Origin of the sequence: Deinococcus soli (ex Cha et al. 2016), assembly GCF_001007995.1 — a bacterium.
Taxonomy (GTDB): domain Bacteria; phylum Deinococcota; class Deinococci; order Deinococcales; family Deinococcaceae; genus Deinococcus; species Deinococcus soli.
The window spans coordinates 507,482-530,501 of record NZ_CP011389.1 but is presented as its reverse complement, the minus strand read 5'-3'; the positions used below and the strand labels follow the sequence as shown (position 1 = coordinate 530,501).

At 69.7% G+C, this 23,020-nt stretch carries 26 protein-coding genes; 11 read left to right on the top strand and 15 right to left on the bottom strand.

What is annotated here, in order from left to right; genetic code table 11:
• From SY84_RS02650 to SY84_RS02640, 3 genes are all read right to left on the bottom strand, one after another.
• Complete coding sequence (locus tag SY84_RS02650; RefSeq protein WP_046842707.1) at nt 1–453, bottom strand: DUF4395 domain-containing protein; 453 nt, start codon at nt 451–453, stop codon at nt 1–3.
• A 91-nt stretch (nt 454–544) separates the two neighbouring features.
• Nucleotides 545–793: an excalibur calcium-binding domain-containing protein gene (locus tag SY84_RS16770; RefSeq protein WP_046842706.1), complete on the bottom strand. Its 249-nt coding sequence runs from the start codon at nt 791–793 to the stop codon at nt 545–547.
• Nucleotides 790–1,503, bottom strand: a complete 714-nt coding sequence (locus SY84_RS02640) for a hypothetical protein (protein ID WP_046842705.1) — start codon at nt 1,501–1,503, stop codon at nt 790–792. Before SY84_RS02640 ends, SY84_RS16770 begins: the two co-directional genes overlap by 4 nt.
• 65 nt (nt 1,504–1,568) lie before the next feature.
• Here SY84_RS02640 and SY84_RS02635 point away from each other — a divergent pair, with 65 nt between their 5' ends.
• A complete protein-coding gene (locus SY84_RS02635) occupies nt 1,569–2,099 on the top strand; it encodes a phosphoribosyltransferase family protein (RefSeq protein WP_046842704.1) in 531 nt (176 codons plus the stop codon).
• Between the two features lie 95 nt (nt 2,100–2,194).
• Nucleotides 2,195–2,740: a phosphoribosyltransferase family protein gene (locus SY84_RS02630; RefSeq protein WP_046842703.1), complete on the top strand. Its 546-nt coding sequence runs from the start codon at nt 2,195–2,197 to the stop codon at nt 2,738–2,740.
• Nucleotides 2,741–2,992: 252 nt separating this feature from the next.
• Here the strand turns inward: SY84_RS02630 and SY84_RS02625 are convergent, their stop codons facing one another.
• Nucleotides 2,993–3,880: a complex I NDUFA9 subunit family protein gene (locus SY84_RS02625; RefSeq protein ID WP_046842702.1), complete on the bottom strand. Its 888-nt coding sequence runs from the start codon at nt 3,878–3,880 to the stop codon at nt 2,993–2,995.
• On the bottom strand, nt 3,877–4,803 hold the full coding sequence (locus tag SY84_RS02620) for a MerR family transcriptional regulator (RefSeq protein ID WP_046842701.1): 927 nt from the start codon (nt 4,801–4,803) through the stop codon (nt 3,877–3,879). Before SY84_RS02620 ends, SY84_RS02625 begins: the two co-directional genes overlap by 4 nt.
• Nucleotides 4,804–4,910: 107 nt before the next feature.
• On the opposite strand from SY84_RS02620, the gene SY84_RS02615 reads away from it, so the two are divergent.
• Together SY84_RS02615 and SY84_RS02610 are read left to right on the top strand one after the other, a co-directional pair.
• Complete coding sequence (locus SY84_RS02615; protein ID WP_046842700.1) at nt 4,911–5,810, top strand: UbiA family prenyltransferase; 900 nt, start codon at nt 4,911–4,913, stop codon at nt 5,808–5,810.
• 1 nt (nt 5,811) lies between these two features.
• Complete coding sequence (locus SY84_RS02610; RefSeq protein ID WP_046842699.1) at nt 5,812–7,161, top strand: phytoene desaturase family protein; 1,350 nt, start codon at nt 5,812–5,814, stop codon at nt 7,159–7,161.
• Between the two features lie 3 nt (nt 7,162–7,164).
• Here SY84_RS02610 and SY84_RS02605 read toward each other — a convergent pair whose 3' ends face one another.
• The 9 genes from SY84_RS02605 to SY84_RS02570 form a co-directional block, all read right to left on the bottom strand.
• Complete coding sequence (locus SY84_RS02605) at nt 7,165–7,587, bottom strand: hypothetical protein (RefSeq protein WP_046842698.1); 423 nt, start codon at nt 7,585–7,587, stop codon at nt 7,165–7,167.
• A gap of 60 nt (nt 7,588–7,647) precedes the next feature.
• Nucleotides 7,648–9,375, bottom strand: a complete 1,728-nt coding sequence (locus tag SY84_RS02600) for a S8 family serine peptidase (protein ID WP_046842697.1) — start codon at nt 9,373–9,375, stop codon at nt 7,648–7,650.
• Between the two features lie 584 nt (nt 9,376–9,959).
• A complete protein-coding gene (locus SY84_RS16145; protein ID WP_245621386.1) occupies nt 9,960–10,691 on the bottom strand; it encodes a class I SAM-dependent methyltransferase in 732 nt (243 codons plus the stop codon).
• Nucleotides 10,692–10,723: 32 nt separating this feature from the next.
• Nucleotides 10,724–11,505 (bottom strand): IS5 family transposase gene (locus SY84_RS16140; protein ID WP_157882868.1). Its coding sequence is split into 2 segments (ribosomal slippage): nt 10,724–11,160 and nt 11,160–11,505, totalling 783 coding nucleotides; the frame shifts between segments, so codons are not numbered across the junction.
• Between the two features lie 131 nt (nt 11,506–11,636).
• Entirely contained in the window at nt 11,637–13,208 is a 1,572-nt protein-coding gene (pruA, locus tag SY84_RS02590) for an L-glutamate gamma-semialdehyde dehydrogenase (RefSeq protein WP_046842695.1), read from the bottom strand.
• Between the two features lie 71 nt (nt 13,209–13,279).
• The gene (locus tag SY84_RS02585; RefSeq protein WP_046842694.1) at nt 13,280–14,212 is read right to left on the bottom strand and encodes a proline dehydrogenase family protein; all 933 of its coding nucleotides are present in this window, start codon (nt 14,210–14,212) and stop codon (nt 13,280–13,282) included.
• Complete coding sequence (locus SY84_RS02580) at nt 14,209–14,868, bottom strand: GntR family transcriptional regulator (RefSeq protein WP_046842693.1); 660 nt, start codon at nt 14,866–14,868, stop codon at nt 14,209–14,211. Before SY84_RS02580 ends, SY84_RS02585 begins: the two co-directional genes overlap by 4 nt.
• An 86-nt stretch (nt 14,869–14,954) precedes the next feature.
• Nucleotides 14,955–15,338, bottom strand: coding sequence for a hypothetical protein (locus SY84_RS02575; RefSeq protein ID WP_157882867.1), 384 nt, complete (start codon nt 15,336–15,338; stop codon nt 14,955–14,957).
• 27 nt (nt 15,339–15,365) lie between these two features.
• The gene (locus SY84_RS02570) at nt 15,366–15,833 is read right to left on the bottom strand and encodes an MgtC/SapB family protein (protein ID WP_046842691.1); all 468 of its coding nucleotides are present in this window, start codon (nt 15,831–15,833) and stop codon (nt 15,366–15,368) included.
• Nucleotides 15,834–16,087: 254 nt separating this feature from the next.
• On the opposite strand from SY84_RS02570, the gene SY84_RS02565 reads away from it, so the two are divergent.
• Nucleotides 16,088–16,354 (top strand): cold-shock protein, encoded by a 267-nt coding sequence (locus SY84_RS02565; protein WP_046842690.1) that lies wholly within the window; start codon nt 16,088–16,090, stop codon nt 16,352–16,354.
• Between the two features lie 114 nt (nt 16,355–16,468).
• Here the strand turns inward: SY84_RS02565 and hpt are convergent, their stop codons facing one another.
• Nucleotides 16,469–16,996 (bottom strand): hypoxanthine phosphoribosyltransferase, encoded by a 528-nt coding sequence (hpt, locus tag SY84_RS02560; RefSeq protein WP_046842689.1) that lies wholly within the window; start codon nt 16,994–16,996, stop codon nt 16,469–16,471.
• A 60-nt stretch (nt 16,997–17,056) separates the two neighbouring features.
• Here hpt and trpC point away from each other — a divergent pair, with 60 nt between their 5' ends.
• From trpC to SY84_RS16975, 6 genes are all read left to right on the top strand, one after another.
• Nucleotides 17,057–17,860, top strand: coding sequence for an indole-3-glycerol phosphate synthase TrpC (gene trpC, locus SY84_RS02555; RefSeq protein ID WP_046842688.1), 804 nt, complete (start codon nt 17,057–17,059; stop codon nt 17,858–17,860).
• Complete coding sequence (locus tag SY84_RS02550; RefSeq protein WP_046842687.1) at nt 17,857–18,687, top strand: MBL fold metallo-hydrolase; 831 nt, start codon at nt 17,857–17,859, stop codon at nt 18,685–18,687. Before trpC ends, SY84_RS02550 begins: the two co-directional genes overlap by 4 nt.
• Nucleotides 18,688–18,745: 58 nt before the next feature.
• Nucleotides 18,746–19,444, top strand: coding sequence for a TVP38/TMEM64 family protein (locus SY84_RS02545; RefSeq protein WP_046842686.1), 699 nt, complete (start codon nt 18,746–18,748; stop codon nt 19,442–19,444).
• Nucleotides 19,445–19,487: 43 nt separating this feature from the next.
• Nucleotides 19,488–20,543, top strand: coding sequence for a phosphoribosylformylglycinamidine cyclo-ligase (purM, locus tag SY84_RS02540; protein ID WP_046842685.1), 1,056 nt, complete (start codon nt 19,488–19,490; stop codon nt 20,541–20,543).
• Complete coding sequence (locus tag SY84_RS02535) at nt 20,540–21,253, top strand: histidine phosphatase family protein (protein WP_046842684.1); 714 nt, start codon at nt 20,540–20,542, stop codon at nt 21,251–21,253. Before purM ends, SY84_RS02535 begins: the two co-directional genes overlap by 4 nt.
• Before the next feature lie 235 nt (nt 21,254–21,488).
• Nucleotides 21,489–22,958, top strand: coding sequence for a nitronate monooxygenase (locus SY84_RS16975; RefSeq protein ID WP_281174740.1), 1,470 nt, complete (start codon nt 21,489–21,491; stop codon nt 22,956–22,958).
• Nucleotides 22,959–23,020 lie beyond the last annotated feature (62 nt).

The window sequence follows — 23,020 nt, the reverse complement described above, 5'->3', positions numbered from 1 at the left end:
TTAGCGTTTGAGCAGCTGGTAACGGAGGCGGCGGTACTGGAAGTACATCACGCACCCCACGCAGATCTTCTGGGAGAGGTTCAGAACGGCCAGGGCGATCACGATCACGCCCAGCACCGCCCCGACGACGGGGCGACCCGCCAGTGTAAAGCTCGCGGAGGCCAGCAGGAAGCTGCCGCCCACGCCCTGCGCGAAGTGGTGCGCGCGGGGGTCTTCCTCGACGACCTCGGGCTTGAGGCCCAGCGCGGGCCCCAGCAGGCGGTACGCGGCGCGCATGGGGGAGAGGTCGGGTATGACGGCCCCGACCAGCATGGCCGCGCCTAGCACCAGCGTCAGGGCCGGGACGGTCAGGATCACGGCCAGCAGCGTCACGAACACCACCGTGACCTGATTGAACTTCAGCGCGCTCAGGTCCGTGCGCGTGGGCTGACGGGTGGGGGCGGAGGCAATCATTGACAAAAAAGGTAAACCTTTATGGGCGACAAAACAAGTCAACAATTAGACATTCACCCGCACCTGTCCGGACAGCCCCGCCCCCGGCCCGTCAGCGTTCGCAGGCCAGTCCATCCCCGTCCCCGTCCAGGCCCGGCCGGTAGCCCGGCTGCCCCCACCGCAGCGGCAGCGCCGCCCCCGCCGCCCGCGCCGCCGCGCAGCTCGCAAAGCCCCCGGCAGGCACGGCCGGCGAGTCCGCCTGCACCGGGCAGGCCCCCACCGGCAGCCGGAACGGCGCGGCCCTGCCCGCCTGCACCCGGTACCCCAGGTCCTCCAGCGCGCCCAGCGTCAGCGGACTCACCGGATTGAGCCGCCCCGTGTACTCCCCGGACGAACCGGACAGCACCTCCGAACACACGACCCCCCCGCCCAGTGCCCCAGGTCCGGATCCAGGGGAATGCCCGCGCCCTGGCCGCCCAGCGCCCGGAAGGCCGCCACTGCGCGGGGCGCCACGTACAGCGTGATCTTTCCCTGCCGCCTCAGGAACACCCGCTCATCCTGCTCGCCACTCAGCGACACCCGCGCGTCCCGCTCCCACAGCGTCCCCACGCCCAGCACATGCAGGAACTCGTGAATCATCGTGTCCAGCACGTCCGTGCGCGGCAGATCCGACAGCCCCGAGCTGTTCAGGTCCACCACGCCGTAGATCGGCAGGAACGACCCGTCATGCAGGTCACAGGGCATCCCGGTCGCGTACAGGTCGTCATCCAGCCGCTTCACGCGTACGAACACCACCAGCCGCGTCAGGCGGCCCCGCAGCGCGGGCAGCCCCCGGTCGCACTCGCCCGCCGGGACGTCCACCCGCACGGGCTCGAACGGCGACGCGATCAGCGCCGACACCCGCCGCGCCGCCTCGTTCACCGCCGAGCGCGGCGCGGCCCCCAGCGGCGCGCCCAGGAACCGCACCTCGATCCCGAACGGCCCGGTCGATGCTGCGCCCGCGCCGCCCGCACCCAGCAGTGCCGCCGCCAGTGCCCCTGCCGCCACCCCGCCCCGCCACCACGCCTTCACCCCCCTACTGTACGGACAGCGGCCGGGTCACCCCGCCCACGCCGCCGCGCGTTACACTGCGTCAAGTGGACACGTTCAAGGTTCAGATCGGTCGCGTGACCCGCGACCTGCCCATCGTGCCGGTCTCCCCGGACATCAAGGTCGCCCTGTTCAACATGCTCGGCGACACCGACGTCACCGAGGAAGCCGGACGCGAACTTGCGCAGAAACTCCCCGCCGACATCGACGTGCTCGTCACGCCCGAAGTCAAGGCGCTGAGCCTCGCGCACGTCATCAGCCGGGAAAGCGGCAAGCCGTACATCGTCATCCGCAAGACCCAGAAGCCCTACATGGTCGACCCCGTCGCCCGCGAGGTCGTCAGCATCACCACCGGCAAACCGCAGCTGCTGGTCCTCGACGGCTTCGACGTGCAGAAGATCAAAGGGCGCAAGGTCGCCATCGTGGACGACGTGGTCTCCAGCGGCGGCACCCTGCACTCCATCCGCCAGATCATCGAGGAAGTCGGCGGGGAAGTCGCGGCGGTCGTCGCCGTGTTCACCGAAGGGCAGGAACGCCCCGAAGTGACCGCGCTGGGCCACCTGCCCCTGTTCAAGTAAACGCTCCCCTCATGGCCCCCTCCCATGCGGAGGGGGTCCTGCCGTGTCGTCCGGTCCTGCCGACCTCGGCTGACCAACGTGCGTTAGCCTGAGCCATGACCACAGCCCCGCAGGAACTGACCGTCACCATCGGCGACGTAAGCCGCACCCTCCCCACCGTCCGCGCGGGCGGCATGGGCCGCGTGCCCCTGGTGGAATTCATCGGGGACAGCGAGTTCACCAAGGCCGTCGCGCAGGAGATGGTCGCCCTGATCCCGGCAGGGACCGAGGTGCTCCTGACCGTCGTCACGAACGCCCTGCCGCTGACGCACGAACTGAGTGACCGCTCGGGCCTGCCGTACGTGTGTGCGCGCAAGAAACGCCGCACGTACATGCAGCAGCCCCTGATTCAGGACGTGCCCAGCATGACCCTGGGCGTCGCCGAGACCCTCTGGCTGGACGGCCCGCACGCCGAGCGCCTGAACGGCAAGCGCGTGACCATCGTGCAGGACGTCGTCGCCAGTGGCGGCACCGCCCAGGCCCTCGCCCGGCTGGTCGAGCGGGCGGGCGGCACCGTCAGCGGGTACCTCGCCGCGTTCCGGCAGGGCACGCCCACCCTGGACGTCATCGCCCTGCAGGACCTGCCCCGCACCCTGAGCTGATACGGGATTCAAGTGATTCAACGTCAGTCGGAGTCGCCCGGTGGCCCCCTCACCCTTCCGCTCTGTCGCTCCACTGCTGCGCAGCTCTGCGAGTCCCTCTCTCTCTGCTCCGCAGCTCTTCGAGTCCCACAGGTGGAGAGGGGACAACGGAACGCGACCACGTTGAAGGCGAGTCACTGTAGTCCCGTATGACGCAGGGGTAAAGGGCGCGCCCCACCGGGCTGAGCGGCGGGGCGCAAGGTTCGGCGCGGACTACTTCTTCAAGGCGGCCTGCACGATCTGCGGCAGGTGGTCCTGCAGCCGCAGCATCGGCAGGTCGAAAGTGCTGCGGGCCGGTTCGTTCGGCGCGGTGTTGCCTTCCTTGAGCATCGCGTACTGGTCGCGGGTGATGGGGGGACTGGGCAGCACCTGCATCAGGGGCACAGCGAGGTTCATCAGCGGGAGCGGCACGGGCACGATGGGTTTGCGTTTCCCGAGCGCCCCGAGTTCCAGCTCCAGCAGCTGCCGGAACGAGAATTCCTCCGGGCCGGTCAGGGCGAACGTGCCGCGCAGCCCGGTCCGGCCGCCGGCGGCGCGCGCGAAGGCCTGCGCGACGTCCTGCACGCTGACCGGCCGGAACGGGAACGACCCGTCCCCGATCTGCGGCACGACCGGCGCCGTGGACACGAGTTCCCGCAGCACCCGCCCGAAGAAGTCGTCCCCCACCCCGAAGATCAGGCTGGGCTGGAAGACCGTCCAGTCCAGCCCGCTGGCCCGCACCAGGGCCTCGGCGCGGGCCTTGCTGCTGGAGTACCGGCTGCCGCTGTCCTCCCGGGCCCCCAGGGCGCTCATGTGCACGTACCGCGCGCCGCGCGGCGTGGCGGCCAGCACGTTGCGGGTGCCTTCCACATGCACCCGCTCGAAGGTCTGGTCCCCGGCTTCCGCAATGATGCCCACCAGATGCACGACCGCCTGCGGGTCGGCCTGCCCGGCGGCGCGCTGGGCGCTGCCCGGGTCGGTCACGTCCAGCGTCACGCCGCGCGCGCCGCCCACCGACTCGCCCCGGCGGCTGCCCGCCCAGACCTCATGGCCGTCCTGAACGAGCTGCCTGACCACTGCCTTTCCGACGAAGCCGCTGGCTCCGGTCACCAGAATCCTCATGTTGAACCCCCCTCGTTGCGGTGCAGGTGCGCCGCGATCAGCTGCGCGGCGCGCGGCGCGTCCGGCCCGGCGTACGTGCCGCCCAGCTCGGCGGCCAGGTCGGGCCGCGCGTTCAGCAGCGCGCCGCCCACGAACAGCGGCACGCCCAGGCCGTCCAGGTCGCGCAGGTGCTCGCGGGTCGGCCCGAGCGCCCAGTCGCCGTTCAGGGCCAGCAGCACTGCCCGCGCGCCCTGCTGCCGCGTGAACACCGCCAGGTCGCCCAGCGGCACATTCGCGCCCAGGTACGCGACCCGCACGCCGCGGCGCCGCAGGGCCAGGGTCAGCATCATCAGGCCCAGCTCGTGTTCCTCGCCGGGCGCGCAGGCGGCCACCACGAGCGGCCCGAAGCCTTCCTGCACGCCCGCCACGTCCATCAGGTGCGACAGGCGCGCCCGCAGGAACGCGCTGGCCTGATGCTCGTGCGCGACCGTGATCTCGCCCCGCTCCCAGCGCGCCCCGATGTCGGCCAGGGTGGGGGAGATCACGTGCGTCAGGACGTCCTCGACGGGCAGCTGCGCATGCACCTGCCCCAGCACGGCGCCCGCCTGATCCATGTCCGACCCGATCAGGGCCTGCGTGAGCTGCCGGGACCACTCGGCGGCGTCCCGGGCCTCGGGCTCGTCGGGCACGGCGTCGAGGTCACGCTGCGTGAGTTCTGCGGCGCGGCTGGCTGGCACCCCGGCGTTCAGGTGCGCCTGCATGCGCTGGATGGCGGCGACGTCGTGCGGGGAGTACAGCCGGTACCCGTTCGCGCTGCGTTCGGGGCGCGGGAAGCCGTAGCGGCGCTCCCACTGCCGCAGGGTCGTGGCGGGCACACCGGTCTGCGCCTCGACCTCGGAGGCGGTGAACATGGCAGTCTGTGACCGCCCGGCGGGAAGGTTCATCAAACCCTATTCTGAGCGCCACGCGACCGCAGGAACGTAACGATTCCGGCCAAACGTCGGGGCATCTGCCCACCACCCCCAGCCGCTATGCTGCGGAGGTTGCCGTCATGCCGACCGACCGCGCCGCCCCCACCCTGACCCCCGCCCGCTTCCCGCTGCGGCGCGCGCTGGTCGTGTCCCGCCCGGCCCTGTGGGTGAACACCGTGGGCACCCTGGTGACCGGGGTGTGGCTCACAGGCCGTCTGTACACCCTGGACGCCGGGGTGCTGGCGCTGCTGGCGTACCTGACCCTGCCGTTCAACCTCCTGATCTACGGCCTGAACGACCTGTGGGATCAGGAGGAGGACGCCCGGTCCTCCCGCAAGGGCGGCTGGCAGGGCGCGCGGTTGCAGGTGCAGGAGGCCGCGCCGCTGCTGCGCGCCACGCTGTGGTGGAACCTGCCCGCGCTGGCCGGACTGAGCGTCCTGCTGCCACCCGCCGCCACGCTGCTGCTGCTGGCGTCCGCGCTGCTGTTCGCCGCGTACAGCCTCCCCCCGCTGCGCCTGAAAGCCCGCCCGTTCCTGGACGGCCTGAGCAACGTCGCGTACGCCCTCCCGCTGGCGCTGCCCGCGCTGGCCCTCGGCAGCCCGCTTCCGTGGTGGCCGCTGCTGGCCCTCATGAGCTACTCGGTCGGCAAGCACGCCTTCGACGCCGCGCAGGACATCCCCGCCGACCGCGCCGCCGGAACCCGCACGGTCGCCACCACCCTCGGCGCGCGCGGCACGGCCGCCTACGCCCTGACGTGGTTCATTCTCGCCTCGGCGCTGCTGCTCCCCGTCTCGACACTCACCGCGCTGGCGCTGCTCCTCACCTGCGGCGGCATGGCCCTGCGCCTCCTGCTGCGCCCCACCCCCGAACAGGCCGCGCGGCTGTACCCCCTGAGCATCATCACCCCCTGGATTGTCGGCGCGGTCGCCGGCGTGCAACTCGTGTACCTGCTGGCGCGCGGCCAGTGGACCGGGTTCTGACGTGACCCGCCCCGTCGGCATCCTGGGAGGCGGGATCGCCGGACTGGCCCTCGCGGCCCGCCTCGCGCACCGGGGGCACGCGGTGACCGTGTACGACCGGGATCAGGCGGGCGGAAAGCTGCGCCGCCTCACCCTGGCCGGTGAGTCGGTGGACACCGGCCCCAGCCTGTTCACGTTCCCGCAGGTGTGGCGCGCGTACCTGCGCGGCCTGAACGAACCCGACCCCCTGCACCTGCGTCCGCTGCCCGGCGGGCTGGGCGTGCACCACACCCCCCACGGCCCGGTGCCGCTCCCGGTGCCGCCCGGCCACCCGCTGCACCCGCACTGGCAGCGGTACCTGCGGGCCGCCGCGCCACTCGCGCCGTTCCTGGGTGTGCTGCTGACCACCCCGCCGCGCCTGCGCGACCCGCTGTTCCGGCAGGCGGCCGCCGCGCTGCTGCGCGTGCAGGGGCCGCACCTGACCGCGCAGGGGTGGCTGGCCGCGCAGAGGCTGCCGCCCGCCCTGACCCACGCTCTGGCCACGCACGCCCTGAACGCCGGACTGCTCCCCGGGGTCGCGCCGCCGTTGTACGCGCTGATCCCGGCCCTGGTCGGCGCGGACGTCTCCCGCCCGGCGGACGGCATGGGGGCATTGCTGGACGCCCTGCTGACCTTCGGGCAGGCGCGCGGCGTACAGGTGCGCGAGCATGCCCCGGTCACGCGACTGGACGGGCAGACCCTCACCCTTGCGGATGGTGGGACGGCGCGGCACGACCTGATCGTCAGTGCCCTCGATCCGCACCGGCTGGCCGCGCTGCGGGGCCGCCTCGTCACCTCACCCGTCGCGCGGCGCACCGTCAGTGGCGTCGGCGTGTACGCCGTCCTGCCCCGCCCCGCCCCACTGCCAGCCACCAGCGTCCTGCCGCCCACCGACTTCGCGGCGTTCCACGTGCACGTCCGGCGCGGCGCGCTCCCGCCGGACACCCTCACCCTGGTCCACGCGCACGGGCGGCAGCTGAGCGTCCTGCTCGCCACGCCCGCCACCGGCGAGGCCCTCACCCTGGGTCACCCCTGGGTGCAGGCGCAACTGCGTCGGGTCGAGGCGACCCTGCACGCCCCCGGGCTGCTGCGGGACGCGCTTGCTACCACCACACTCGCCCCCGACCACTACGCACAGGGCGGGCACCCCGGCGGCGCCCTGTACGGCCCCGGCCTCCCCGCGTGGCGCGGCGGGCCGCTGCACCCCCAGCCGTACCGCCTGACGGGCGGACTGTGGCAGGTCGGCACTGGCGTCCACCCCGGCGGCGGCATCCCCGCCCTCCTGGGCGGCGTGCAGATCGTCGACCGACTGCTCCGGGAGGCAGGCTGGTAGGAGTCAGGGGACCCGTAGCGCCGCGGTGTTCGACACGAGGGTCAGCCGGTTGCCCCAGTCCTGCGCCTGAATGTGCGCCGTCATGAGGTACGTCCCGGCGGGCAGCTTCGCGGCGCGGACGGGGGAGAGGTCAAGCGTGAACGCCCCCCACGTGCCGCGTACGGTGTTCATGCCCAGGCCCACCTCGGCGCAGAGGGTCGAGCGGTTCGGATACCCGATGAGGGCGCGGCCCTGCCGGTCGAAGACGGTGTACCTGACCTGACACAGCCCGGTCGTGAGCGAGCGGCCCGGCGTTTCCAGTCCTTTCACGCGCAGGGTGACGCGGGGTTGCGTGGCGGTCAGGGCGCCCGGCAGGAACAGCTGTACGGGCGCGTGGGAAGGCGCGCCGGACAGCAGTAGGGGGAACAGGAGGGCTGCTCGGCGCATGTGCTCAGGCTAACGAACAGCACCCCCTCCGTGTGGAAGGGGTGCCGGGTGAGCGGGGGTTTACTGGCCGGTGATGGCCTTCAGGGGGTCGACCAGACCGTACCCGAAGTTGTTGTCCTTCCCGGCGGTGCCGAGGTCCTTGGCGGTGCTGGTCAGCAGGCTGAGCAACTGGGTGTTCGTCAGGGTGGGCTTGGCGGCCCAGACGACCGCGGCGGCGGCGCTGACGTGGGGGGTGGCCATGCTGGTGCCGTTGTAGGACTCGTAGTCGGCGCTGGTCACGGCGGCGGTGCCGGTGGTGGGCAGCTTGCCCAGTAGGGCCTGACCGTCCGCCTGGAGGATGCCGACAACCGGCACGGTGTAGCTGTTGGTGAGGGTCATGCCCAGGGCGCCCGCGGCGTTGTTGTAGATCATGACGGCCTTGGCGCCGCTGGCGACGGCGTTGGCGGTCTTCTCCTCGAAGGAGCAGGTGCCGCGGGCGATGAGGGCAATGTTCCCCGCCAGGGCGGCGTTGCGGGTCGTGGTGCCGCAGAACTCGTTGTTCGTGCCGCCCGCCGCGACGATGTTCCCGGTGAAGCTGCCCTTGCCGGTCAGGTCGGCGGCCTTCACCTCTGTGAAGCTCACGCCGCCGCCGGACGCGAGTGCCTGGCTGCCCTGACCCAGGGGCACGGTGCTGATCACGTCCACGCCGGGGCCGACCAGGTCGACCTGCGTGCCGAAGTTGCTGAAGTCCGCCTTGGCGAGGTTGCTGTCCACGGCGCCGATGGCGACCACTTCGGTGTACGCGGCGGGGTAGGAGACGGCGGCGCCGTCGTTGCCGGTCGCGGCGATGGTCAGGGCGCCCTTCTGCCAGACGCTGGTGTAGGCGCGCTGTTCGGTCTGGCTCTTGCTGCCGCCGCCCAGGGAGAGGCTGATGACGACCTTGTTCTCGGTGCCGCCCTGGCTCTTGAGCTGCGCGGCGCACCAGTTCACGCCGTTGATGATGCCGCTGCTGCTGCCCGAGCCGGTGTTGCCCAGCACGCGGGCCATGTACAGGTTCACGCCCGTTGCCACGCCCACGACGCCGTTGGCGTCCATGCCGCTCAGGGTGCCGCTGGCACCGGTGCCCGCGCCGAGTTGCGCGAAGATCGTGCCGGAGACGTGCGTGCCGTGGTGGGACACGTCGTTCAGGGCGTAGGGGTCGTTGCGGTTGGCTTCGGTGGTGACGAAGTTCTTGAAGCCCTTGAGTTTCCGCCCGAATTCGGGGTGGTTGCCGTCGATGCCGGTGTCACCGACGCACACGGCGACGCCGGTGCCGGTGTAGCCACTGGCGCGGAGGTTCTGGACGCGCAGGGCATTGTCGCCCCAGGTGAACTCACCGCTGGGGGCGTACAGCGCCTGGGCGGTCAGGGTCTGAGCGCTCAGGCCCGTGCTGATTTTACTGTCGGTGACGCCGGCCTTGAAGCCCTGCGCGGTGCGTACGTAGTCGGGTTCGACGTACTCGACGCTGGGGTTGGCGCGCAGTTTGGCGAGCGCGGCGGCGTCGAGTTTCACGGCGGCGGCGCTGATGTCCACCCACTGGCTGGTCATGATCCCGCCCGCGGCGGCGATGGCCTGGGCCTGCACGGCGGCCTGTTCCGTCACGCTCTGGCTGCTGAGGTTGCCCTGCTTGAAGCCCACCAGATAAGCGCCGGCGATGGCGTCAGCGGGAGCGCTGGCCTCGGGAGTGGCGACGGGGGTGGCCGTCTGCTGGCTGCAGGCGGCGAGGCTCAGGGCGAGGGTGGCGGCCAGGATGGAACGGGTGTGCTTCATGAGGTCTCCAGGTGTGACGGAAGGCAGTCTTCCGGCACGGTGCCGAAACGATGTGGGTGAAGGTGCTGGCGCGGCGCGGGGCCGGGCCAGTGCGGACAGTGAGCGTCGCTCGGTGTGATGAAGTTGAGGGGGATGTTAGTGCGCGCCACAGTCACAATGGCCCGCATGTCTAGGTTGCTCTGGAGTGGGTGCAGAACAAACCGAAAATCACTGCCTGGAAGTGACAATTCCCATTGCCACCCCCATCGGGTGGTCAGATCTGCTGGAGGCCCCGCCTCTCATCAGGTACGATCTTTCTTCCTCAACTGACAGTCAGTTCATCATCAGCAACTGGCGTGTGCGGTTCATATCAAGCGGCTGTGTGGCGTCCGCACATGACCCGTCCGTTCTGTAGCGTATCTGATAAGAAATGAAACCCCCTCCCTCTCAGCTTGCTTTCTGGGACAGGGAGAGAGCATCAGCAGAAGGGCGAGGGGGCCGCCGGGCCGCCCGGACGGATATGGAAGCACTACAAGCCATCCGGAAAATCCAGAAGTAAATTCTGAGATCTCTGACCCAAAAGTTTAAAGGGCGGGGCATGTCACTCAGACGCTGATTTCGTTCAACCAGCGCATGACCAGAAATGGGGGCACCACGGCATACTCGGGTTTCACTTGTGCCAGTGGACCTCTGGCTCGCGGTTCACTCATCTGGTCCAAGGCAAATCCTGCCCGGACAAGGGTGTTCACATAGGTCGTCAAGGTGCGGTGATGTGCCCCAACGCGCCCCCGCACACCTGCAGGGTTCGTGGATCTCCACTCCCCCTCGTCGAAATATTTGAGAATCACACGCGTCATCTCCTGATCTTCACTCCTGTTCCAAAATGCCCCAGGCGCCTGAAAACAGGGGTGGGTCACTGAGAAGGTGAATGACCCACCAGGGATGAGCACACGCTTGACGGCCTCGACCACAGCGACCAGGTCAGGAATATCCATCAACGCCAGGTTAGACACACACGCATCGACACTTTGAGCGGCCATCGTACTGAGATGCTGAGCATCATCCACTCGATACTGCACACCCAAAGGACGCCGTTGTTCTTTCTGCCGTGCCAGGTCAATCAGAGCGGCAGACAGGTCGACACCGGTCACTTGTGCCCCTTGTTGCTGAAGAAGGCGGGCCAGGTGACCTTCACCACACGCCAGGTCACACACCCTGCGCTCCTTCACGTCACCCGTGAGTCTGAGGATCTCAGGGACCACGAGGGCTTCAGCCGGTGACACGCTCGCGATGTGGTCTGCATACCAGGTAGCAATGTCGTCATAGCGAGTTGTCATTCCGATGGGTCCTCCGGGATGAGATTTCTGCCTCACTGTACCGGTAAGCAGCGAACCATACGTAGAAGGATGACAATGCATCCCAGTTGAACGAACCCCAAGAAATTCTGCGCTTTGACTTCATCCCGTGTCCTGATCCGTCGAAAGCTCTGCAGCCACGCGATCGTCCGTTCAACTTTCCAGCGCCGCTTGTAACGGCGCAGTGGTCGGCCATCCTGTGTCTTCCGACGATTTCGACGGTTGGGAGCAATCATCTCGACGCCAACCGCCGCCAACTCAGCATCCAGACCGTCACTGTCGTAAGCCTTGTCTCCAATCAACCGTTTCGGAAAATCCAACCCAAACGAGGCGTCAAGGGTGTCGTGCACGAGTCTGACCTCTGCAGGACTGGCGCTGGTGGTGTGAATGGCAAGCGGTACGCCGCTTGCATCCACGATGACCATGATTTTGGTGCCCTTGCCTTTCTTGGTTGGGCCGATACCCGCGCCCCTTTTTTTGCAGGGCTGAACGTTCCGTCGATAAAGGCTTCCCGTAGGTCCAGAACCTGATCCTCCTCGCCTAACTCATACAGCGCAGCAAGGATCTTCGGGAAGACGTTCTGCTCGTTCCATTCCTGGAAGCGGTCATGGCAAGTGGTCTTGGAAGGGTACTCGTCTTTCGGGAGGGCATACCATTGCGCTCCAGTGCGGAGGATCCAGAGGATGCCGTCCAGAACCTCACGGTCCGGTCGCCGCGGTCGTCCACGATTGGTGCGTTTGAACGGTTGAGGGAATAGGGGTGCCAAAACGGTCCATTGTGCATCAGTCAGCCGCATGAGCAGAGTGTGGCGCCTCAGAGAGCGGCACACTATCCCTGATTTTCCGGATCAACTCTAGAGCCGCGGCCAGTGCGAGAAGGGGGGCACCCCGCAGCGCGCAGGATGCCCCCCCAGCTGAAGCGCTGTGCTTACCAGCGTTCGGTGACGGTCTTGAGCTGCATGAAGTTCGCCAGGTAATCCGGGCCGCCCGCCTTGCTGTCCGTGCCGCTCATGTTGTAGCCGCCGAAGGGCTGCACGCCCACGATCGCGCCCGTGATCTTGCGGTTGAAGTACAGGTTCCCGACCTCGAACTCTGCGCGGGCCTGCTCCAGACGCTCACGGCTGGCGCTGCACACGCCGCCCGTCAGGCCGTACTCGGTGCTGTTGGCGATATCCAGCGCGTCCTGCCAGTCCCGCGCGCGGATGACCGACACGACCGGCCCGAAGATCTCCTCCTGCGCCAGACGCGACTCGCGCTTCACTTCGCCCACGATGGTCGGCTGCACGTAGTACCCCTGCTTGCCGTTCGCCTCGCCGGTCGCCGCGCCGCCCAGCAGCACCTTGCCTTCATCGGGCGCGATCTCCAGGTAGCTCTTGATCTTGTCGAAGCTCATCTGGTTCACGACTGCCGTGACGTTCGCGTTCTCCTCACCCGTCCCGACCTTCAGGGCACCCGCGCGCTCCACGAAGGCGCTGACCACGTCGTCGTACACGCTGTCCACCACGATCAGGCGGCTCATGGCGCTGCACTTCTGCCCGTTGAACCCGAACGCGCCCTGCACCGCCGCCGTCACCGCCACGTCCAGATCGGCGGTCTCGTCCACGATCATGCCGTCCTTGCCACCCAGTTCCATGATCACGCGCTTGATCCACTTCTGGCCGGGCTGCACCTTCGCCGCCACCTCGTTGATGTGCAGGCCCACCGCGCGGCTTCCTGTGAACGTGATGAAGCGGGTCTTCGCGTGCGTCGTCAGGTACTCGCCGATCTCCTTGCCCACGCCCGGCAGGAACTGCAGCACCCCGGCGGGCAGCCCGGCCTCCAGCATGATGTCCACCATGAACCCCGCGATCAGGCCCGCGTCCTCGGCGGGCTTCACGATCACGCAGTTCCCCACCACGATCGGCGCGGCGGCCATCCCGATGAAGATCGCGCACGGGAAGTTCCACGGGCTGATGCTCACGCCCACCCCCAGCGGGATGCTCATCAGGCCGTTCTCCTCGCCCTCGAACCACGTCGTCTCGCTGCTCCCGAAGCCCGAGTACCGCATGGCGCTGCGCGCGTAGTACTCCAGGAAATCGATCGCTTCCGCCACTTCCACGTCGGCCTCGGCGTAGTTCTTCCCGACCTCGATGCTCATGAGCGCGCACGCCTCCAGGCGGCGGCGCTTCAGGATCGCGGCCGCTTTCAGCAGCACGCGCGCGCGGGCGTCCATGTCCCACTTCTTCCAGCTCTCGAACGCCGTCCATGCGCCCTGCAGGGCCCGCTCGGCATCCTCGATGGTCGCCTTCGCCGTCGTCCCCACCACTTCAGTCGTGTCGCAGGGGTTCAGGCTGGTCAGCTTCTCAGCCGTATCCACCCGCTCACCGTCAATGACCATCGGGTAGTGCTTCCCAACCAGCTCGGCGCGGACTTTCTTCAGCGCGTCCTGATAGGCCTTGACGTTCTCTTCCTTCGTGAAGTCGATGAAGCTCTGCGGGCGGTATTCCTGAACTTTGATCATGGGGTCTCCTGATTCGTGGTGTCTGCTCTGGGCTGCGGTGAAGGGCGGACAGGTGGAGGTGACTGGAAGGTTCAGCCCTTGAGCATGCCGCGCAGCACGAACATGGCGTTGCGGGGCGTCTCGGCGATGCGGCGGCTGAAGTAGGGGTACCAGTCGCGGCCGTAGGGGATGTACGCGCGGACGCGGTACCCGGCGGCGGCGAGGTTGCGTTGCAGGTCGCGGCGGATGCCGTACAGCATCTGGAATTCGAAGGCGTCCTTGCTGATGCCGTGCGCCAGGGCGTACATCTGCACGTCGTGGATGATGCTCTCGTCGTGCGTGGCGACATTCACGTAGTTCCCGGCCTGCATGTGGGCGTACACGAGGCGGCGGTAGGCGGCGTCCACGTCGGCTTTCTGCGGGTATGCGACCGTTTCGGGTTCCAGGTACGCGCCCTTCACGATGCGGAGGTTGGGGCTCAGGTCGTCCAGGCTGGCGCGGTCCTTCTCGGTGCGGTAGAGGTAGCTCTGGAGGACGGTGCCGACGTGCTGCCCGCCGAACTCACCGTGCAGGGTGCGGAACTGCGCGAGGGTCTGGTCCACGCGGGGGTGGTCTTCCATGTCGAGGCACACGAAGCCGCCGTACTCCCTGGCGCGGCGGATGATGCGGCGGGCGTTCGTGAGGCCCAGGTCTTCACCGTCCACGGTCTTGCCCTGGCCGACGCTGGACAGCTTGATGCTCACGTAGGGCGTGATCCCGGCGGCGTGCGCGGCGCCTTGCATGGTAATGACGTTGTCGGCGAACTGCGTGCACTGTGCGGGGCTCTCGATGAATTCGCCCAGCAGGTCGAGGTTCGCCATGATGCCGTCTTTCTTCAGGTCGTGGACGGCCTGGATGGCGGTCTGGGGGGTTTCGCCGGCGACGAAACGCTGGGCCATGCCCCAGCCGCGGGCGCGGACGGCGTTCTCGATGGCTTTCTGCCCGGCGACGGTCAGGACGGCTTTGCGGTACATCTGGTCGATCATGGGGTGCTCCTGGGTTGAAGGTCGTTCAGGACGAGGGCGGCGAAGGTGCGGACGTGCGTGCGGGCAGCCTCCCGCGCCGCGTCGTGGTCACGGGCGAGGATGGCCTCGAGGAGCGCGGCGTGCTGGGCGTCGGTCTGCGGGTGGGCGTTGTATGTGCGGGTCTGGTGTTTGATGAGGGCGACGCGCTGTTCCAGGTCGCGGTTCAGGTCGCTCAGGGCGGCGTTGTGCGCGGCGTGCGTGATGGCGCGGTGGAATGCGAGGTCCAGGCGGGTCTGGGCGCGGTAGTCGCTGCCGGGCGCGGCGTGCAGTTCGTCCAGGGCGGCGCGCAGGGCGGCGGCGTCGGCGGGCGTGTGGTGCTGCGCGGCGAGGGCGGCGGCCAGTCCGTCGAGTTCCTCGCGGATGACGTAGGTGTCGCGGGCCTCGGCGGCACTCAGCGTGCGGACGCGCACGCCCTTGTTCGCCTCGGCGACGAGCAGGCCGTCCTGTGTGAGGCGCATCAGGGCCTCGCGGATGGGCGTGCGGGACACGCCGAGCTGCACGCCGAGTTCCACCTCGCCCAGGCGCTCGCCGGGGGCGAGGTCGCCGTCCAGCACGGCGCGGCGTAGGTGGTCGTACACGCCGTCTCGGACCAGGGTGGGGCGCTCGAAGGAGGTCATTGTGGATATTGTATACAATCCTGGCAATCTAACCAGTCCCCCCGGTCAGCTGTCGTCCAAACCTGTTCAGGCAGGCGGCGCGCACGTCACACAGCCACGCTGTGCAGGCACGACGGGCACACCCAGTCGTCAGGTCTCAGGTTCTCGGTCAACACTCGCCGCCGATTCAGCCTCCACCGGTGCCGCGCGGCTGCGATGCCCACGGCCCACAGGAACCCCAGGCCACCCACGGTCAGCCCCAGCAGCCGCCCACGGCTCCCGCCCAGCACGGTCAGCAGCAGCGGCACCTGCGTCACGAGCCGCAGTGTCAGCCCCAGGCCCACCAGCGGGACCGGCACCAGCCAGCGGTCCTCGTCCCAGTCGAGCCAGGGCCTTTCCTGAGACGGGCGGTAGGCCCGCCAGCGCAGCAGGCGGTGACGGCAGCGGGGGCATTCGGCCCAGCCTGAATCCGGGTGTGAAAGGCGTCGCATTGCGCCGGTTTACGGTGTTTCCTCCGCTCAGGTTTCCCCGTCGCGGTGCCCTGTTTCCAGGCGGTGCAGCGGTCCCAGGATGAACAGGAACAGCAGGGTGGCGCCCAGCGAGAAGACGTACAGGTGCAGGCCGCAGCCCACGCCGACGCCTGCGCTGGCGAGCAGGCTCGCGGCGGTGGTCAGGCCGCGCGTCTCGTTTCCGCTGCGGGACGAGAAGATGGTGCCCGCTCCCAGGAAGCTCACGCCACTGACGACGGCGGCCAACACGCCCACCAGATCAAAGCGCACGGCCGGGTTGTCGCTGCCGAACTGCCGGATGAGCTGCTCGGCGAGCACCACGAACAGCGCCGAGCTGATGCCCACCAGCATGTGGGTGCGCAGGCCAGCCCCGGCGCGGTGCGCTTCCCGCTCCCAGCCGATCAGTCCGGTCAGCAGGGCGGCGACACCCAGTCCGGTCAGCAGGCGCAGCTGCGCCAGGGGGTCGATCCACTCCATGCCCTGACCCTACGGAGGAGCGCCGGGCACGCACAAACGACGTTTCTTCACGTGCGCGGGACCGGCGGGGTGCAGCGGTCCGGTCCGGCCTAGGCCAGCTGATCTAGAATGTGGCATGAGGCACGTTTGGCGCCTGAGGCGGATTCTACACTGCGGCCATAGTTTCCCGAGTTCGCACAACGACTTGACGAGGGTGGGCGCACAGGGTCTTCACCGTGCGCCCACGCCTACATCTGGAAACTAAGGAGTGCATTATGGCAGTAGGCAAAGTGAAATGGTTCAACGCGGAAAAAGGCTACGGCTTCATTCAGACCGAAGGCAGCCCTGACGTGTTCGCGCACTTCAGCGCGATCCAGGCCAGCGGCTTCAAGAAGCTGAACGAAGGCGACGAAGTCGAATTCGAAATCGAAGAAGGCCAGCGCGGCAAGGGCCCCCAGGCCAAGAACATCGTCGTGACGAAGGCCGCTCCGGTCAGCGATTACGGCGGCGGCGCCGGCGCCCGTCGCAACGACCGCTGGTAAGCACTCCTCTCCAGTAGGCAGGCACTCCGGAAGCGGGGTGCCTCTTTTTCGTGTTCGTGCGTGACACGCGGCGGGGGCGGGCACCCGCGAGCCCCGCCCCCACTCAGACCTGCATCACTCCTGGCTGGTGATGAACGGCAGGTTGCGGTCGAACTGCGCGCGGTCCAGGCCGTAGCCGTACACGAACGCGTCGGGAATCGTGAAGCCCAGGTACTCCACGGGAATCTCGACCTTGCGGCGGCTGGGCTTGCTGAGCAGCGCCGCGATCTTCAGCGTCTTCGGCCCGCGGCCTTCGAGGTAGTGCAGCAGGTAGTTCATGGTGATGCCGGTGTCCACGATGTCCTCCACGAGGATCACGTGCCGGTCGCTGATGGGGAACTGCAGGTCCTTGACGATGCGGACCTCGCCGCTGCTCTGCTTGGCGTTCCCGTAGGAGCTGGCCTGCAAGAAGTCGATGGTGCAGGGCATATCCAGCGCGCGCACGAGGTCGGTGTGGAACATGAACGCGCCGTTCAGGACGCAGATCAGGTGAGGTTCGGTCCCCCGGTAGTCCTCGCGGATCTTCGCCGCGATTTCCTGAATGCGGGCCTGAACCTGCTGCTCGGTGATCTGAACGGGGCCGTTGCCGGGGGCGAGACTCATAGACCCGCAGGCTAACACGCCCGCGCCCCACTTCACCAACCCCGCGCTATGCTCACGCGGATGTCAGCCCGTGACGACACCGCCCCCGTGACGCTTCACCTCGACCGTGTGCCCGGCGTGCTGGGCCGCATCGTGCACGAACGCGCCGCCGACTACGCGGCCGCCGACCCGGCCCTGGGTGGGGCCCGCGCCCGCACCCACCGCTTCGAGACGGCCCTGCGCCAGCCGGGTCTGTCCCTGATCGCGGAGGTCAAGCGCGCCAGCCCCAGCCAGGGTGCCATCGCGCCGCTGGAGCCGCTGGAGGCCGCGCGGGCCTACGAGGCGGGCGGCGCGCGGGCGATCAGCGTCCTGACCGAACCGCGTCACTTCGACGGCACCGCGCAGGCGCTGCGTGACGTGGTGGGCGGCGTCACGGTTCCCGCGCTGCGCAAGGATTTCGTGGTGCACCCCGCCATGCTGCGCGAGGCGGCCGAGTGGGGCGCGTCGGCGGCCCTGCTGATGGTCAGCGTGCTGCACGAGGCCACCGCCGAGTATCTGCGTATGGCGCATCACCTGGGCCTGGACGCCCTGGTGGAGGTGCACGACGAGCGTGAACTGGATATCGCGCTCGCGGCGGGCGCGCCCATCATCGGCGTGAATAACCGCGACCTGACCACCCTGCACATCGACCTGGAGGTCAGTCCGCGCCTGATCCGCCGCGCCCGCGACGCGGGGTTCACGGGCGTGCTCGTCGCCGAGAGCGGCTACCGCACCCCGCAGGACCTCGCCAGCGTGCGGGAGCTGGCCGACGCCGTGCTCGTCGGCAGCAGTCTGGCGGGCAGCGGCGACCTGACCCGCGCCGCCCGCGACCTGATGCGCGCGTGAATCCCGGTACCCCCCACGCCTCCCTGACGTTCCTGGGCACCGGCGACAGCAAGGGCGTGCCGCGCTTCTGGTGCGCCTGCCCCGTGTGCCAGGAGGCCCGCGCGGGCGGCGTGAACCGCCGGGGCCGCACCGCCACGCTGCTGCGCGTGCCGCTGCCCGGCGGCGAGGGCACTGCGCTGCTCGACGCCGGCCCGGACACCCACGCCGCGCTGGCCCGCCTGCCCGGGCCGCTGGTGCCGGACGTGGTGCTCATCACGCACGCGCACAACGACCACATCCTGGGCCTGGGCGACCTGCTCGACTACGTGCGCTACGCGGGCGGGAAACTCCGCATCTATGCCCCGCCGGAGGTCGTCCCGGCCCTGGCCGACCGCTTCCCGTATGCCTTCCTGGGCGGGTCCCCGGTGCAGCCCATCCCGGACGCGGGCGTGAAGGTCGGCGACGTGACCCTGCGCCTCTTCCGGGTGCCGCACGGCGCGAATGGCGAGAGCCACGCCATCCGGCTGGACGCCCCGGACTGGCGGGCCGCCGTGATCACCGACGCCATCGATGTGCCCACGGACACCGCGCAGGCGTGGCTGACGGGGCTGGACCTCCTGGCGCTGGGCACCTCCTTCGAGAATGAGGGCGACGCCCCACACAGCGGCCGCAGCGTGTACGACGTCCGCGAGGCGCTGGCCCTCCCCTGGGCGCGCTCGGCGCGGCAGGTGATCCTCACGCACCTGTCGCACGGGGTGGATGTCCGCCGCACCCACCTTCTGCCGCCGGGCTGGGCGTTCGCGTACGACGGACTGCAGGTGCCCCTCGCGGGCCCCACGCGAGTGTGAACGCACTCCAACTTTCGCGGGGCGAAACTCACTCCCGCCGCCCCTACACTGTGGCCCGATGACCGCCGCCCGCCAACCCTCCCGTTCCCTGCGCTGGCTGATCCTGGGCGCCGCCCTGGCCCTGGTGATCGGGGTGGGCCTGCTGCCGGACGTGCGGGCGTTCCTGGTCACGGCCTTCGCCGCGCTGACCAGCCGCGACCCGGCCGTCACCCGCGCGTTCGTGGACGGGCTGGGCTGGGCGGGTCCGCTGGCCCTCATCGCCGGGTTCGTCCTGCAGGCGGTGCTGCCGGTGCTGCCCGCGCTCGTGCTGACCGCCGTGACCGCCCGCGCCTACGGCCCCTACGAGGGCTTCCTGATCGTGTACCTGGGGACCCTGCTGGGTGCCGCCGCTGGGTACTGGCTGGGCCGCGCGCTCGGCAACGCGCTGATCCGCACGCTGGTCGGGGAACGCACCCGGCTGAAAGTCCACGAGTTCACCGAACGGCACGGCACGCAGGGCGTCCTGATGATCCGCCTGATGCCGATCCTGTCCGCCGACGTGATGAACCTCGTGGCGGGCGCGGCCCGGATGAAGTTCCGGCCGTTCATGCTGGCCACCGCCGCCGGGGCGCTGCCGGTCACGGCGCTCGTGGTGTGGCTCTCCGAGAGCGGTGAGCGGCTGCTGTGGGGCATGGTGATCCTCTCGGCGGTCGTGGCAGGCGTCGCGGCTGGACGCGCCCTGATCCGGCGCAGACGCGCGGCGCGCGGACTCGGGTAAACTGAACGCCCGAAGTCCACCGCACGGTGGATGCAGGAGGCTCATGACCAAGCAAGACCAGGGCGCCCAGGCGTCGGCATACGAACGGGCGGGCGTCAGCATCGACGCGGGACACCGCGCGGTGGAACTCATGAAAGGCGCCGTGGCGCGCACCCACACCCCCAACGTCCTGGGCGGCCTGGGCGGTTTCGGCGGATTGTTCCGCGCCGCGTTCGGGCACATGGACGATCCCGTGCTCGTCGCCAGCACCGACGGCGTGGGCACCAAGACGAAGGTCGCGGTGCGCAGCGGCACCTTCACGGGGCTGGGCGGCGACATCGTCAACCACTGCGTGAACGACATCCTGGTACAGGGCGCCCGCCCGCTGTTCTTCCTGGATTACGTTGCCATGGGCAAACTGCTCCCCGAGCGCGTCGCCGAGGTCGTCACCGGGGCCGCGCAGGCCTGCGAGGCGCTGGGTGTCGCCCTGCTGGGCGGCGAGACCGCCGAGATGCCCGGCGTGTACGTGGATGGCGAACTGGACATCGTGGGGACCATCGTGGGCGTCGTCGACCGGCCCAGACTGATCAACGGGAGCCGCATCCAGGCCGGGGACACCGTCCTCGCGCTGCCCAGCAGTGGCCTGCACACCAACGGCTTCTCGCTGGCCCGCATGGCCCTGGACGACCTCGACTGGCAGGAGGCGCGTGACGACCTGAACGGTCAGACCCTCGCGCAGGTCCTGCCGGTGCCGCACCGCGCGTACCTGCACGCCTTCGACGCCCTGGAACGCGCCGGGATCGACGTGCGCGGCATGGCGCACATCACCGGCGGCGGCCTGATCGACAACCCGCCCCGCGTGTTCCCGCAGGGCATCGGCATGCAGATCGATACCGCCAGCTGGACCGTTCCGCCCGTCTTCGAACTGATCGTGCAGCGCGGCCAGGTCGCCCGCCAGGAGGCGTTCCGCGCGCTGAACATGGGCGTCGGATTCCTGTTCATCCTCCCCGCCGCGCAGGAGCAGGCCGCGCTGGACACCCTGAAGGCGGCCGGGGAGCAGCCCTGGGTGATCGGGCAGATGGTGGAAGGCCAGGGCGTCACGTTCACGGGAGCCGTTTGACGAAGCGACTCGCCCCCACCGGATTCGCCGCGCCGGACCGCGCCACCGCCACCGAATTCTGGGTGGTGCGGCACGGCGAGAGCACCTGGAACGCCGACGGCCGCTACCAGGGCCAGGCCGACGTGCCCCTCAGCCACATCGGCATTCTTCAGGCGGCCAGCCTCGCCGAACGCCTGACCGGGCAGCACTTCGACGCGGTGTACACCAGCGACCTCGCGCGCGCCGCCCGCACCGCCGAGATCGTCGCCGAACGCCTCACCGGCGCGCCGCCCGCGCAGCGCGACCCGGGTCTGCGTGAGATCGACGTCGGCGAACTGTCCGGGCTGGTCATCAGCGAGATCCGCGAACGCTACCCCGACTACCTGGGCGCCCTGAGCACCGAACCCTGGAGCACCCGCCGCCCCGGCGGGGAGAGCATGGAGGACCTGTACGCCCGCAGCGGCGCGGCCTTCGGCGCCCTGCGCGAACGCCACCCGGGGCAGCGCGTGCTGGTGTTCACGCACGGCGGCGTCGTGCGCGTCGCCGTGGGCCTCGCGCTGGGCGGCGTGCCCGCCAACGCCTGGGCGCGCCTGAGCGTCGCCAATACCAGCATCACCCGCGTCCTGCTGGGCGAGGGCAGTGGCATGCTGCTGGGCTTCAACGACGACGCGCACCTCGAAAACCTGCTGGAGGCCACCGAGGCCGACGACGTGCTGGGACAGGCGCCGTAACGGGTCGGAACGTCCAGGGGTCAGAGGGTCCAGGGGTCAAAGCCTGGGCCCTCTGCCCTGTGAACGTGCCGGCCGCTGGTATGCCCGGCAGGTCGGGACACGGTGCAAACCTGCACGGCGTTCCAGGGTCGCCGGGGGGCACGCCGGGCGGGCGCAGGCTGGGGGCGTGAGTGCCGCAGCGGGGGAGGGGCCGGACGGACTGGCCCACGGGGCCGCTGCGGCGGGGAGACCGCGCATGACCGACCAGCCGACCACCATCCAGCCGATCACCACGAAGGTGATCACCGCCCAGCCTGACGTTCATGCCCCTGAGCCTCACCTGCCACGTGTCATTCAGGGGGGCATGGGCATCGCCGTGTCCGACTGGCGGCTGGCCCGCACGGTCTGCCTGAACGGTGGGCTGGGCGTGGTGTCCGGCACCGGGATCGACACGGTGCTGCTGCGCCGCCTGCAGGACGGCGACCCGGGGGGCGAGGTGCGCCGCGCACTGGCGGCCTTCCCGAAACCGGCGCTGGTGCAGGCGTGCCTGGAGCGGTACTTCCGCCCGGAGGGCCGCGCGCCCGGCGAGGCGTACGCCCGGCTGCCCCTGCCCACCGCCGGGCGGCACCGTGACGCCTGGGTGATGACGCTGCTGGGCGCGTACGTCGAGGTCACGCTGGCCCGCGAGGGCCACGACCGCCCGGTGGGCCTGAACCTCCTGACGAAGTTGCAGCTGCACACGCTCCCGGCACTGTACGGGGCGATGCTGGCCGGGGTGGGGACCGTGATCATGGGCGCCGGGATTCCCCGCGATATCCCCGGCATCCTCGACGCGTTCGCGGCGGGGCGGCCCGCCAGTCTGCGGGTGGACGTGAGGGGCGGCGAAGGGCTGACCCTGACCTTCGACCCGGCCGACTTCGGCCTGCGGCCCGACCTGCTGGCCCGCCCGGACTTCTACCCGATCGTGTCCTCGCACGTCCTGGCCGGGGTGCTGGCGCGCAAGGCGAGCGGGCCGGTGCAGGGCTTCATCGTGGAGGGGCCTGCGGCGGGTGGGCACAACGCGCCCCCGCGCGGCCCGCTGACGCTGGATGACCGGGGGCAGCCCGTGTACGGCGAGCGGGACGAGGTGGACCTGCCCGCGATGCGCGCCCTGGGCCTGCCGTTCTGGCTGGCGGGCGGCTGCGGCACCCCCGGGGCGCTGCGGGACGCGCTGGCGGCGGGCGCGGCCGGGATTCAGGTGGGCACCCTGTTCGCCTTCGCGCAGGAATCCGGGCTGTGGGCCGACCTGAAAGCCGACGTCCTGACCCGCGCGCAGTCCGGGGCGCTGGACGTGTTCACCGATCCCCTCGCGTCGCCCACGGGCTTCCCGTTCAAGGTGGTCACGCTGCCCGGCACCCTCTCGCAGCCCGATGTGTACGCCGCCCGCGAGCGCGTGTGCGACCTGGGGTACCTGCGCGAGGCCTACCAGACCGAATCCGGCCGGGTGGGCTGGCGCTGCCCGGCCGAACCTGTCGCCGCGTTCGTGTCGAAGGGTGGGGACGCTGCCGCCGCGCAGGGCCGCAAGTGCCTGTGCAACGCCCTGATGGCCGACGCCGGGTACGCCCAGGTGCAGCGCGGCGGGCTCACCGAACCCGGCCTGCTGACCAGCGGCGACGCACTGGGCGCCCTGAGCGACTGGACGCCCGGCTACGGCGCGGCGGACGTGCTGCGCGTCCTGCACGGCTGAATGCCCGGTAGCCCCCTCCCGGAAGGGGCGGGGCGGGTGCGCTAGGGTGAAGGGACATGCAC

What these genes read in the sequence shown, in the direction of transcription:
- SY84_RS02620 (WP_046842701.1), bottom strand. Translation starts at nt 4,803, where the DNA reads ATGAACCTTCCCGCCGGGCGGTCACAGACTGCCATGTTCACCGCCTCC.
- SY84_RS02625 (WP_046842702.1), bottom strand. Translation starts at nt 3,880, where the DNA reads ATGAGGATTCTGGTGACCGGAGCCAGCGGCTTCGTCGGAAAGGCAGTG.
- SY84_RS02600 (WP_046842697.1), bottom strand. Translation starts at nt 9,375, where the DNA reads ATGAAGCACACCCGTTCCATCCTGGCCGCCACCCTCGCCCTGAGCCTC.
- pruA (WP_046842695.1), bottom strand. Translation starts at nt 13,208, where the DNA reads ATGATCAAAGTTCAGGAATACCGCCCGCAGAGCTTCATCGACTTCACG.
- SY84_RS02605 (WP_046842698.1), bottom strand. Translation starts at nt 7,587, where the DNA reads ATGCGCCGAGCAGCCCTCCTGTTCCCCCTACTGCTGTCCGGCGCGCCT.
- SY84_RS16145 (WP_245621386.1), bottom strand. Translation starts at nt 10,691, where the DNA reads ATGACAACTCGCTATGACGACATTGCTACCTGGTATGCAGACCACATC.
- SY84_RS02650 (WP_046842707.1), bottom strand. Translation starts at nt 453, where the DNA reads ATGATTGCCTCCGCCCCCACCCGTCAGCCCACGCGCACGGACCTGAGC.
- SY84_RS02630 (WP_046842703.1), top strand. Translation starts at nt 2,195, where the DNA reads ATGACCACAGCCCCGCAGGAACTGACCGTCACCATCGGCGACGTAAGC.
- SY84_RS02615 (WP_046842700.1), top strand. Translation starts at nt 4,911, where the DNA reads ATGCCGACCGACCGCGCCGCCCCCACCCTGACCCCCGCCCGCTTCCCG.
- trpC (WP_046842688.1), top strand. Translation starts at nt 17,057, where the DNA reads ATGTCAGCCCGTGACGACACCGCCCCCGTGACGCTTCACCTCGACCGT.
- hpt (WP_046842689.1), bottom strand. Translation starts at nt 16,996, where the DNA reads ATGAGTCTCGCCCCCGGCAACGGCCCCGTTCAGATCACCGAGCAGCAG.
- SY84_RS02570 (WP_046842691.1), bottom strand. Translation starts at nt 15,833, where the DNA reads ATGGAGTGGATCGACCCCCTGGCGCAGCTGCGCCTGCTGACCGGACTG.
- SY84_RS02580 (WP_046842693.1), bottom strand. Translation starts at nt 14,868, where the DNA reads ATGACCTCCTTCGAGCGCCCCACCCTGGTCCGAGACGGCGTGTACGAC.
- SY84_RS02565 (WP_046842690.1), top strand. Translation starts at nt 16,088, where the DNA reads ATGGCAGTAGGCAAAGTGAAATGGTTCAACGCGGAAAAAGGCTACGGC.
- SY84_RS16975 (WP_281174740.1), top strand. Translation starts at nt 21,489, where the DNA reads ATGACCGACCAGCCGACCACCATCCAGCCGATCACCACGAAGGTGATC.
- SY84_RS02585 (WP_046842694.1), bottom strand. Translation starts at nt 14,212, where the DNA reads ATGATCGACCAGATGTACCGCAAAGCCGTCCTGACCGTCGCCGGGCAG.
- SY84_RS02575 (WP_157882867.1), bottom strand. Translation starts at nt 15,338, where the DNA reads ATGCGACGCCTTTCACACCCGGATTCAGGCTGGGCCGAATGCCCCCGC.
- purM (WP_046842685.1), top strand. Translation starts at nt 19,488, where the DNA reads ATGACCAAGCAAGACCAGGGCGCCCAGGCGTCGGCATACGAACGGGCG.
- SY84_RS02545 (WP_046842686.1), top strand. Translation starts at nt 18,746, where the DNA reads ATGACCGCCGCCCGCCAACCCTCCCGTTCCCTGCGCTGGCTGATCCTG.